Source organism: Aquabacterium sp. (genome assembly GCF_050725395.1).
GTDB lineage: Bacteria > Pseudomonadota > Gammaproteobacteria > Burkholderiales > Burkholderiaceae_C > Aquabacterium.
The window spans coordinates 1-11,242 of record NZ_JBOHHL010000067.1 but is presented as its reverse complement, the minus strand read 5'-3'; the positions used below and the strand labels follow the sequence as shown (position 1 = coordinate 11,242).

Annotated in this window: 12 protein-coding genes; 8 read left to right on the top strand and 4 right to left on the bottom strand. The window is 64.8% G+C overall.

The features are described 5' to 3' along the window. On the bottom strand, positions 1 to 265 hold a 265-nt coding region (locus ACREB4_RS20825; RefSeq protein WP_431590154.1), incomplete at its 3' end, for a hypothetical protein. 69 nt (positions 266 to 334) lie between these two features. Next, complete coding sequence (locus ACREB4_RS20820; RefSeq protein ID WP_431590153.1) at positions 335 to 1,672, bottom strand: protein kinase domain-containing protein; 1,338 nt, start codon at positions 1,670 to 1,672, stop codon at positions 335 to 337. Between the two features lie 110 nt (positions 1,673 to 1,782). Between ACREB4_RS20820 and argS the strand changes: the two genes are divergently transcribed. From argS to ACREB4_RS20780, 8 genes are all read left to right on the top strand, one after another. Then, positions 1,783 to 3,468, top strand: coding sequence for an arginine--tRNA ligase (argS, locus tag ACREB4_RS20815; RefSeq protein WP_431590152.1), 1,686 nt, complete (start codon positions 1,783 to 1,785; stop codon positions 3,466 to 3,468). Positions 3,469 to 3,489: 21 nt separating this feature from the next. After that, complete coding sequence (locus ACREB4_RS20810) at positions 3,490 to 4,161, top strand: SPOR domain-containing protein (RefSeq protein ID WP_431590151.1); 672 nt, start codon at positions 3,490 to 3,492, stop codon at positions 4,159 to 4,161. A gap of 51 nt (positions 4,162 to 4,212) precedes the next feature. Continuing rightward, positions 4,213 to 4,872, top strand: a complete 660-nt coding sequence (locus ACREB4_RS20805; protein WP_431590150.1) for a thiol:disulfide interchange protein DsbA/DsbL — start codon at positions 4,213 to 4,215, stop codon at positions 4,870 to 4,872. 120 nt (positions 4,873 to 4,992) lie between these two features. After that, positions 4,993 to 5,685 (top strand): lipopolysaccharide transport periplasmic protein LptA, encoded by a 693-nt coding sequence (gene lptA, locus ACREB4_RS20800; RefSeq protein WP_431590149.1) that lies wholly within the window; start codon positions 4,993 to 4,995, stop codon positions 5,683 to 5,685. Continuing rightward, on the top strand, positions 5,682 to 6,458 hold the full coding sequence (gene lptB / locus ACREB4_RS20795; RefSeq protein ID WP_431590148.1) for an LPS export ABC transporter ATP-binding protein: 777 nt from the start codon (positions 5,682 to 5,684) through the stop codon (positions 6,456 to 6,458). The genes lptA and lptB overlap by 4 nt, the downstream gene beginning before the upstream one ends. Before the next feature lie 16 nt (positions 6,459 to 6,474). Continuing rightward, entirely contained in the window at positions 6,475 to 8,007 is a 1,533-nt protein-coding gene (locus ACREB4_RS20790; RefSeq protein WP_431590147.1) for an RNA polymerase factor sigma-54, read from the top strand. After that, on the top strand, positions 8,007 to 8,720 hold the full coding sequence (locus tag ACREB4_RS20785; protein ID WP_431590146.1) for a DUF599 domain-containing protein: 714 nt from the start codon (positions 8,007 to 8,009) through the stop codon (positions 8,718 to 8,720). Before ACREB4_RS20790 ends, ACREB4_RS20785 begins: the two co-directional genes overlap by 1 nt. Positions 8,721 to 8,879: 159 nt before the next feature. Next, the gene (locus ACREB4_RS20780) at positions 8,880 to 10,154 is read left to right on the top strand and encodes a THUMP domain-containing class I SAM-dependent RNA methyltransferase (RefSeq protein WP_431590156.1); all 1,275 of its coding nucleotides are present in this window, start codon (positions 8,880 to 8,882) and stop codon (positions 10,152 to 10,154) included. Here ACREB4_RS20780 and ACREB4_RS20775 read toward each other — a convergent pair. Together ACREB4_RS20775 and ACREB4_RS20770 are read right to left on the bottom strand one after the other, a co-directional pair. Next, positions 10,151 to 10,960 (bottom strand): 16S rRNA (uracil(1498)-N(3))-methyltransferase, encoded by an 810-nt coding sequence (locus tag ACREB4_RS20775; protein ID WP_431590155.1) that lies wholly within the window; start codon positions 10,958 to 10,960, stop codon positions 10,151 to 10,153. The two genes, ACREB4_RS20780 and ACREB4_RS20775, sit on opposite strands and share 4 nt — an antisense overlap. Positions 10,961 to 11,039: 79 nt before the next feature. Continuing rightward, on the bottom strand, positions 11,040 to 11,242 hold a 203-nt coding region (locus tag ACREB4_RS20770; protein WP_431590145.1), incomplete at its 5' end, for a hypothetical protein.

Sequence of the window (11,242 nt, the reverse complement as noted above, 5' to 3'; positions counted from 1 at the left end):
CGATTGCGGCGGCCGCGTCTTTCTCGCACTTCTTGACGAAACTGTTCTTGGCGGCGCCCGCCAGCGGCTTGCCGTTCTTGTCGATGGCCTTGGCGGCGCAGGCGGCGCCTCCGCTTTCCTTTTCGCACTTCTTGACGAAGCTGCTCTTGGCGGCGCCGGCCAGCGGCTTGCCGTTCTTGTCGATGGCCTTGGCCTCGCAAGCTTCCCCGGCATGCGCCAGGCCAGAGATCAGAACCAGGGACAGTGAGGCAATCAGTGCGCGCATGTGAACTCCATCTTGGGCTGGGGTGGTTGAACTGCTTCAACGCACTGTAGCCAGCTTTGGATGACAGGGCTACAAGATTCGGCGTGGGTGCGCCAGGGCCTCGTGCGCCGCGTGCAAGCGGCGCACCAGCACGCGGATGAACGCCTCGTCGAACAGGTGCCGGCTGTTCGGGCTCAACTGCTGCATGCTTTCGGGCGTGAACGAGATCGTCGTCACCGCCTCGGTCACCACCACGTCGGTGCTGTGGCGGCGCAATTCGGGGCTGGGCGCCAGGTAGGCCATCTCGCCCACCGAGGTGCCCGCGCCCAGCAGCGCCACGCGCTTGCCTGTGCGGTACACCTCCACGCTGCCTTGCGCAATGATGTGAAAACTGCGCCCTTCTTCGCCACGCCGGTAAAGCGCGTGGCCAAACGGAAAGCGTTGCCACTTGGCGCGGTGCACCACTTCCCACAACTCCACATCGCCAAAGCTGCTGAAAAAGTCCAGCGCCCTCAGCAGGTTGAAACGCTCCGAGTCCAGCACGCCCTGCAGGTGACCACGCGGCACCTTGTGGTCCGCGATCAAGCCCGACAAGGCCTGGGCAAAGGCATCCCAATTGGGATAACGGTCGTCCGCGTTCTTGGCCAGCGCCTTCAAGATGACGGTGCTGACCGACTCGTTCACCCCCGAACGCATGCCCGACAGCGGGGCGGCATCCTGGTTGTAGATCTGGTTCATCAGCACCGCTTGCGAGGGCGCCTCGAAAGGGGGTTTGCCCGCCACCAGGTGGTAAAGCACGGCGCCCAATGAATAGATGTCGGCGCGGCAATCCAGCGTGTGGCCATCGAGCTGTTCAGGCGCCATGTAGGCCAGGGAACCCACCTGGTGCACCTGCGTCGCCTCGGCGCTCATGTTCAGCACGCTGCCGAAGTCGGTCACCTTCACATCGGTGATCACACCCGTGGTGTTGGTGATGGCCATGATGTTGGCCGGCTTCACGTCGCGGTGGATCAAACCCTGCCGGTACACATAGCCCAAAGCCATCGCGCACTTGAAGCCGATTTCGATGATCAGCTCCAGCGGCAGCAGCTGGTCCGGGCGGCAATACGACCTCAGGGTGCTGCCCGGCACGAACTCCATCACCAGGTAGGGCGCCACCGGGTCGGGCACCGCGTCCAGGATCTGCACGACATTGGGGTGGTGCAAGCGCCCCACCAAGGCCGCCTCGGCCGCGAAGAACCGCGCGAAGACCGGACCATCCACCGCATCGGTCAGGGCCCCGGACCTCACCCGCTTGACCGCCACATCGCGGTTGTTGAAATCGTCCCGGCACAGGAACACTTCACTGGTGGCACCTTCGCCCAGCTTCTTCAGCACCCGGTATTTGCCGATCATGCCGGTGTCAATGTCGATGTCGATGCCTGTCATGCCCCGATCTTTCCATGCCGTGGTCTTTGCCGTGCACTGAAAAGCCCCGCCCCAAGTGTGCATTTCTGCTCACTGTGCGTCCACTTGTGCCCGCCCGTAGAATCCCCGCCATGATTCAAGCCAAGCGTGCCTTACTTTCCGCCCTGAAAGATGCCCTGCGCATCGCCGTCCCCGACAGCAGCCACATCCCCGTCTTCGAGGCCCCCAAGCAGGCCTCCCACGGCGACCTCGCCTGCACGGCCGCCATGCAACTGGCCAAGCCCCTCAAGAAGAACCCGCGCGAACTGGCCCAGGCGCTGATCGACGTCTTGCAGCAACAGCCCGCCGTCCAGCAATGGGTGGCCAGCCTGGAAATCGCCGGCCCCGGTTTCATCAACCTGCGCCTCAAGCCCGAGGCCAAGCAGGCCATCGTCGCCGAGGTGCTGGCCGAGGGCGAGCGCTTCGGCTGCCAGCCCGTGAGCGAACGCAAGGTGCTGGTGGAATTCGTCTCGGCCAACCCCACCGGCCCGCTGCACGTGGGCCACGGCCGCCAGGGCGCCTTGGGCGACGCCTTGTGCAACCTTTTCGCCACGCAAGGCCAGCAGGTCACCCGCGAGTTCTATTACAACGATGCCGGCGTCCAGATCGCCACGCTCACCGCCTCCACCCAGGCGCGCCTGAAAGGCCTCAAGCCCGGTGATGCCGAATGGCCCGAGTCCGCCTACAACGGCGACTACATCGCCGACATCGCCGCCGATTTCCTGGCCAAGAAGACCGTCAAGGCCGACGACCGCGAATTCACCGCGTCTGGTGACATCGACGATGTCGACGGCATCCGCCAGTTCGCTGTCGCCTACCTGCGCCACGAACAGGACCTGGACCTGAAGGCCTTCGGCGTCCGCTTCGACAACTATTACCTCGAGTCCAGCCTCTACACCAGCGGCCGGGTCGAGCAAGCGGTCAAGAAGCTCGTCGATGCCGGCAAGACCTTCGAAGAGGGCGGCGCCCTCTGGCTGCGCAGCACCGACTATGGCGACGACAAGGACCGCGTCATGCGCAAGTCCGACGGCGGCTACACCTACTTCGTGCCCGACGTGGCCTACCACATCGCCAAGTGGGAACGCGGCTTCCAGCAGGTCGTCAACATCCAGGGCTCGGACCACCACGGCACCATCGCCCGCGTGCGCGCCGGCCTGCAAGCCGCTGGCGTCGGCATCCCGCAAGGCTGGCCCGACTACGTCCTGCACAAGATGGTCACCGTGCTCAAAGGCGGCGAGGAGGTCAAGATCTCCAAGCGCGCCGGCAGCTATGTCACCCTGCGCGACCTGATCGAGTGGACCAGCAAGGACGCCGTGCGCTTCTTCCTGATCAGCCGCAAGGCCGACACCGAATTCGTCTTCGACGTGGACCTGGCCTTGAAGACCAACGATGAGAACCCCGTGTTTTACGTCCAGTACGCCCACGCCCGCATGAGCAAGGTGCTGCGCGACTGGGCGGCCGACAAGGGAGGCGATTTGTCCGCCTTGCCGAAGGCCGATTTCAGCCTGCTCAAGGCCGACACCGAACTCACGCTGATGACCAGGCTGGCCGAATACCCCGGCATGCTCACGCTCGCAGCCCAAGGCCTGGCGCCGCACGATGTGGCGTTCTATCTGCGCGACCTGGCCGGTGCGTTCCACAGCTACTATGCAGCGGAACGTTTCCTGGTCGACGAGGTCGAACTCAGCCGGGCCCGCATGGCCCTGCTGTCCGCCACCGCCCAGGTGTTGCGCAACGGTCTGGCCCTGCTTGGGGTCGGTGCTCCTGAAAAGATGTAACTCCTGCCAAGGACAATGCACATGAAATCGCAACGCGGAGGCTTCTTCCTCGGCATGATCGTCGGCCTGTTGATCGGGTTGGCCCTGTCCCTGGGCGTGGCGGTGTACATCACCAAAGTGCCTTTGCCCTTCATCGACAAGGTGCCCCAGCGCACGGCCGAACAAGACGCGGCAGAGGCCGAGCACAACAAGAACTGGGATCCCAACAGCGGCCTGTACGGCAAGAACCCCGCCAAGCCGCACGCGGTTCCCCAGCCGGTGGTCGACGAGGCCGCGTCCGCGCCGGCCGAACCGGCATCGTCGGCGTCGGGCGTCCACCCCATCACCACCGACCCGGCCGCGCCAGCCGCCGTGGCCTCGTCCAAACCCGCGGCGCCGGCCAAGGCCGCGTCCAGTGCGCGCAACCCGGCGGCCATCCTTTCTGGCGAACCCGTGTCCACCGCTTCGGGGGCTGATTCGTTGAGCTACTACGTGCAAGCTGGTGCGTATGCCAACCAGGCCGAGGCCGAGCAGCAAAAAGGCAAGCTCGCGCTGATCGACCTGGAAGCCCGCATCGTCGAGCGCGAGGTCAGTGGCCGCATCATGTACCGCGTCCGGATCGGTCCCTTTGGCCAGCGCGAGCAAGCGGAAGACGTCCGCGTCAAGCTCTCGTCCAACGGGGTGGATTCCGCCCTGGTGCGCGTGCAGAAGTGATCGGATCACACCGCTGAAGAACAACGACAGGCATCACCGAAAGGAAGTCTCATGAACCGCCGCGAGTTTTCGTCCCAGGCCCTGGGGGTCGCTGGATTGACCCTGGCCCCCGCCATCTGGTCTGGCGCCCAGGCGCAAGCTGCCGCCCCGGTCGAGGGTACCAACTACGTCAAGTTGTCCCAGGCTGCGCCGGTGTCGGCGCCGGCCGGCAAAGTCGAAGTGGTCGAATTCTTCTGGTACGGTTGCCCGCATTGCTTCCATTTCGAGCCTTCCCTGGCCGCTTGGGCCGCCAAGTTGCCGGCCGACGTGGTGTTCCGCCGCGTACCCGTGGTGTTCCGCGAGGTGCCTTTCGTGGCGCACCAGCAGCTCTATTTCGCCATCGAGGCCCTGGGCCTGATCCCGGCGCTGCACGCCAAGGTGTTCCATGCCATCCACGTGGAGCAACAAAAGCTGGACAACCCGGAAGCGATCTCGGTCTTCGTCACCAAGAATGGTGTCGATCCCACCAAGTTCTTGGCCATGTACAACTCCTTCGCGGTGCAGACCAAGGCCCGCCAGGCGCGTGGCCTGATGGAGGCCTACAAGCTGGATGGGGTGCCGACGTTGGGCATTGCTGGCCAGTTCACCACCTCGGTGTCGCTCAATGCCACACCTGAGAAAACCTTGGCCGTGGCCGATTTCCTGATCGCCAAAGCCCGAAAAGGCAAGTAAGCACTTGCTTGCCGGCTTGATGCCGGCCTGAAAACCGGTGCCGGGGTGCGGAAATCACATCATTCTTTGTCGGAAGCGCAGGCTTCACGGCTAGAATGAATGCAATTTCCATGCCGAATCATGTCGTCGTTTTCCATAGCCCCCCTCACCTTTGTACAGCGCCTGGCCACCTTGGTCGGGCGAGTCCTGCCTGCGGCGGGGGTCGCTTTGGCCGGCGCCTGGCTGCTGGCCGGTCCGGTCCGCGCTGAACAGGCCGACCGCAACCAGCCGCTCAATTTCTCCGCCGACAGCGCCCGGGTCGATGACACCCAGCGCATCAACATCCTTACCGGCAATGTCGAGATCACCAAGGGCTCCATGGTGTTCCGGGCGGCGCGGGTCGAGGTGCGCCAGAACGCCGATGGCACCCAGACCGCCAATGCGCGGGGCGCGGGCAATGGCCGAGCCTACTTCCGTCAGAAACGCGAAGGCCTCGACGAGTTCATCGAGGGTGAAGGCGAGCGCGTCGAATACGACGGCACGTCGGACACCGTGCGCTTCACTGGCCGCGCCATCATGCGGCGCCTGCGCGGCACCACCCTGGCCGACGAGGTCGTGGGCCAAACCATCGTTTATGACAACCGCACCGAGGTCTTCCAGGTGGTGGGCGGCACCGGTTCGGCCACGTCCAGCGGCCGTGTCCGTGGTGTGATCGCGCCCCGCCCGGCCTCCGGTCCCAGCCAAGGCAAACCCGAAACCGGTCGCGACAAGGGTGCGGCCCTGTCGCCCACGCCTTCCTTGTCGCCCACCGATCTGGAAAGTGCCCGCCGATGAGCGCTGACTTCCAGCCGACCTTGGTGGACACCACCAGCCGACTGCGTGCCGAGGGCCTGAAGAAGCGCTACGGCGCCCGCACCGTGGTGCACGATGTGCACGTGGCGGTCGAGGCGGGTGAAGTCGTTGGCCTGCTGGGCCCCAATGGCGCTGGCAAAACCACCAGCTTCTACATGATCGTGGGCCTGGTGCGCGCCGACGCCGGCGTGATCGAGATCGATGGCCAGCGCGTCGAGCGCCTGCCCATCCACGAGCGCTCCAGCCGCGGCCTGAGCTACCTGCCGCAAGAAGCCTCCATCTTCCGCAAGCTCAACGTCGAGGAAAACATCCGCGCCGTGCTCGAACTGCAACGCGACGCGCGTGGCAAGGCCCTGAGCGGCCAAGAGATCGAAGAGCGCCTGAACACCCTGCTGCGCGACCTCAGCATCGAGCGCCTGCGCAGCAACCCCGCCTTGTCGCTGTCGGGTGGCGAGCGCCGCCGCGTCGAGATCGCGCGCGCCCTGGCCACGCAGCCCCGCTTCATCCTGCTCGACGAACCTTTCGCGGGCGTCGACCCCATCGCCGTGATCGAGATCCAGCGCATCATCAGTTTCCTCAAGGGACGCGGCATTGGCGTGCTCATCACCGACCACAACGTGCGCGAAACCTTGGGCATCTGCGACCGTGCCTACATCATCAGCGAAGGCCGCGTGCTGGCCGAAGGCCGCCCCGCCGAGATCATCAACAACGCCGAGGTGCGCAAGGTCTACCTTGGCGAACATTTCCGCATGTGAGCGCTGAGACGTCGTCATGAAGCCCTCCCTGCAGTTCCGCCTTTCCCAGCACCTCGCGCTCACGCCGCAGTTGCAGCAGTCCATCCGCCTGCTGCAGTTGTCCACGCTGGAACTGCACCAGGAAATCGAGCAGATGCTCGAGCAGAACCCCTTCCTGGAGCCTGAAGAAGAGCTGCCTGCGCTCGACGTGGCCGCCGGCCTCGAATACGAACGCCAGCGCAACGACAGCAGCGCCTCCGACCACGAAGCCGCGCAAAAAGACAGCAGCGCCGAACCCGAGGCCGCCGCGCTCGACACCGCCGAACTCGGCACCACCGAGCGCGACGACTGGGAAAACGGCACCGAGCGCGAAGACTTCGACGGCATCCGCGAAACGCCCAACCGCAACAACGACGACGACGATTTCGACCCGCTCGAGCGCAACAGCATCGCCATCAGCCTGCAGGAACACCTGCGCCAGCAATTGCGCGGCACCCGCCTCGGCCCCGCTGACATGGCCGCGGTCGAGATGCTGATCGAATCGCTCAACGAAGACGGCTACCTCGCCGATTCGCTGGAAGACATCGCCGCCTCCCTGCTCGACGAGGATGCGGAAGAAGACGACCTCGACGAAGTCATGTCCCGCCTGCGCTGCGCGCTGAACTGGCTGCAGCACATGGACCCCATCGGCGTTGGCGCGGCCAACCTGTCCGAGTGCCTGATCCTGCAACTGCGCGTGTTGCCGGTCTGCCAGGCGCAGACCACGGCCATCGCCATTTGCAAGAGCCACCTCGACCTGCTGGCCCGCCGCGACACCAAGAAGCTGGTGAGCGCCCTGGGCGTCGACGAGACCGTGCTGAAAGAAGCGCAGACGCTCATCGTCAGCCTGGAGCCCAAGCCCGGCCGGCCCTTCACGCGCGCCGAGGCCAACATCATCGTGCCCGACGTGATCGTGCAGAAGTCGGGTCGCAACTGGAAGGTCGTGCTCAACCAGGACGTGATGCCCAAGTTGCGCATCAATGATCTGTACGCGCAAGCTTTGCGCCAGAGCCGTTCGCCGCGCGGCACCACCGCCTCCGAAGGCCACGTGGCCATGAGCTCGCGCCTGCAAGAGGCCCGCTGGTTCGTCAAGAACATCCAGCAGCGCTTCGACACCATCCTGCGCGTCTCGCAAGCCATCGTCGACCGGCAGAAGAACTTCTTCACCCACGGTGAAATCGCCATGAAGCCCTTGGTACTGCGCGAGATCGCCGACGAACTGGGCCTGCACGAGTCCACGATCTCGCGCGTCACCACGGCCAAGTACATGTCGACCCCGTTCGGCACCTTCGAGCTGAAGTACTTCTTCGGCTCATCACTCAACACCGAAGCGGGTGGCAACGCGTCCAGCACGGCGGTGCGCGCGCTCATCAAGCAACTCGTGGTCGCCGAAGACCCCAAGAAGCCGCTGTCCGACAGCCAGCTCAGCAGCATGTTGGAGGAGCAAGGCATCCAGGTCGCGCGCCGCACCGTGGCCAAGTACCGCGAAGCCCTCAAGATCGCTCCGGCGAACCTGCGCAAGGCCCTCTGATGCTGCTCAGCCGCCTGGACACCGTGCTGTCCACCCTGCCCCTGGCGGACTGGGCGGCGGCCGCACTCTTCCTCTTCGGCTGGATTGGCTACGCGCTCTTCGCCAAGTGGCGCGCCAAGTCCGAGCACACCCTGCTGGCCAGCACCAACCACTTCCGCAATGTGTGGATGTACCAGGTCACCTTCCGCGACCAGCGCATCGTCGATGCCGCCGTGGTGCAGAACCTGTCCACCAGCCCGTCCTTCTGGGCCTCGACCACCATCCTGGTCCTGGGCGGCCTGCTCGCCGTGCTCGGCACCAGCGAAAAAGCCAGTGACCTGGTGAAGGACCTGCCCTTCGCGGCACGCACCTCCATGCTGGTTTTCGATTTGAAGATCCTGTCCCTGCTGGCCGTCTTCATCTACGCCTTCTTCCGCTTCACCTGGTCGATGCGCGTCTATTCCTTCGGCGCCATCCTGGTCGGGGCGGCGCCCAACGTCGAGGTCTTCGACAAAGGCGATGCTGATCGGCAGGAATTCGCCGACCGCGCCGGCCGCCTCATGGGCATGGCCGCCGAAAGCTTCGCCGATGGCCTGCGCGCCTATTACATGTCTTTTGCCGTCATTGGCTGGTTCGTCTCGCCCGCCGCCTTCGCCGTGGGCACCCTGGCCGTGCTGTGGGTTCTCTATCAGCGAGAATTCCGATCCGACGTCCTGGCCGTCCTCCGCAGCTGAGCTGCCTGCCCCTTTTCAGTCCGCACCGTGACGACTCCCAAGCCCCCTCCGCGCCGCATCCCCGCTCCTGGCCGTGCCGCCCAAACGGGCCCACGCGGCAACGCGCCCGCCAAGAAATTCATCCCGCCGGTGAATCCCGCTCGCGTCCAGGCCCTGTTCATGCCCTGCGCCATGGGCGTCGAAACCCTGCTGGCCGACGAAGCCAAGCGCATCCTCGGCCAAGGCGCCGAAGTCCAATCCGTGCGCGGCGGCGTCGAAGTCCAGGCCGACAGCCCCGCCCAGCTCATCGACTGCGTCTTCAAGCTCAACCTCGAAAGCCGCCTGGCCCAGCGCGTCCTTTGGCGCGTCGCCGTTAACTTCTACCGCCACGAAGACGACCTCTACGGCATGGCGCGGCAAATTGATTGGACCGACTGGATCACACCGCAGCACACCCTGCGCGTCGATGTCACCGCCCGCAACAGCCCGCTGCGCAGCCTCAACTTCCCGGGCTTGCGCATCAAGGACGCCGTCTGCGACGTCCTGCGCGACGCCACCGGCGAACGCCCCAGCGTCGACACCTGGCACCCCGACCTCGGCCTCGTCCTGCACTTGGACGAAACGCAAGCCTTCCTCTACATCGACACCTCCGGCGAAGCGCTCTTCAAGCGCGGCTGGCGCGAAGACGTCGGCGAAGCCCCGCTCAAAGAAACACTCGCGGCGGCCATGCTCGCCGCCGCCGGCTGGCAAGGCCGCCCCGAAGACGGCCCCCTGCTCGACCCCTGCTGCGGCGCCGGCACCATTCCCATTGAGGCGGCGCAAATCGCCTGCGACATCGCGCCCGGGCTCCTGCGCCATTTCGCCTTCGAAAACCTGCTGCCCTTCGCGCCCCATGAAGAGCACTGGAACGCATTGCGCCAAGCCGCCAAAGCCCGCCGCCGCGAGCCCCAGGTGCGCATCTACGCCGGCGACGTCTCCTTCCGCATGACCGACTTCGCCACGCGCAACGCCGAGCGCGCCGGCGTCCTGCACGCCATCGACTTCAAGACCGGCGACGCCTTGCAGCGTCCCGCCCCTGTCGAGGCTGGCTTGTTGATGTTCAACCCGCCTTATGGCGAGCGCATCGACCCCAAAGGCACCGGCCAAGGCGGCCGCCGCATGCAAGAACACGAAGAACCCGTCGCCCCGCGCTCAGGCCGGGAGCAATTCGATGCTGCCGAGGCTGACGACTTCTTCCAGCGCCTGTCCGCCCATTGGAAACGCCAGTACACCGGCTGGACCGCCTGGATCCTCAGCCCCGACATGAAGCTGCCCAGCGCCATGCGCCTCAAAGAGAATCGCCGCGTGGTGCTCTTCAACGGCCCCATCGAGTGCCGCCTCTTCAAGTTCGACCTGGTCGCCGGCTCCAACAAAGCCAAAGGCGCCAAGCCGGACGAGGGCTCCTCTCCGGCTTAGTTTTGGTGAGGCCGCTGGCGTGTGGCCATCAGGCTCATCACCGTCAGCGGAGCGGTGTCGGCCCGCAGAACCCGATTCCCCAGGCTGACGGGTGTCCAGCCATGACGTCGCGCCAGATCCTCCTCGGCCTCGCTCAAGCCACCCTCGGGGCCGCTCAAGAAACTCCAGGCTTCCCGGTGGGCACTGATGGCGTCATCTCCTGCAGCTTGTCTCGCAAGCCAATCACCCACCCACTGGGCATCCCGCAGGCTCAGCACCCCGCGCCTTGGCGTCGCCGCACTGGCGGCAGTCCCTGATTCGCCAGTGCTTGTTCCCTGTTGAGCCAGCCAGGCCTTCAGCGTCATCACGGGCCGAACCTCCGGCACCCGGGTCCGGCCCGACTGCTCACAAGCCGCGATCGCCACGCCTTGCCAGTGCGCCACCTTCTTCAGGGCGCGCTCGCCGTCCAGTCGCAGCACCGAGCGCTCACACATCAAAGGCTGGATGGCGAAGACCCCCAATTCCGTGGCCTTCTCCACCACCGTGTCCATGCGTTCGTTGGCTGGCATCCCCAGCGCCAAGGTCACGTCCAGGCTCAACTCGCGATCCGCTGTGGAATGCCGTCCCACCGTGGCCCGCACTTCCTTGCGCCCCATGGCCGTCACTTGCGCGGCCCATTCGCCGCCTAAGCCATCAAACAAGCAGACAGGATCACCCGGTTGCAGCCGCAGCACCTGCACATGGCGCGCGGCGCCCTCAGGCAGGGCCAGTTCGGCGCCTTCATTCAAGATCAATCCGGGCTCGGCAACATACAAACGGGGCAGCACATGCGTCCTTTCAAAGTGAGCCTCTAGTGTGCCTTCGCAATCTTTTTGAAAACTTTTTGCAAAGGACTTGCGCACTCCTTCAAAACCATGACATAATTGCATTCTTCGCTGATGACGCAGCAAACAAAGCGGCATCAAGGGGTTGGTTGAAAAGCCAGAAACCCTGCAAGCGATCCAGTTCTTTAAAAATTAGCAGCCGATAAGCGTGGGTGTTTGGATGAGAAAAGCCAAACGGCGATAAAAAGTCGTTGGTGAAAGTCTGGCAACAGACTGATCCGAATA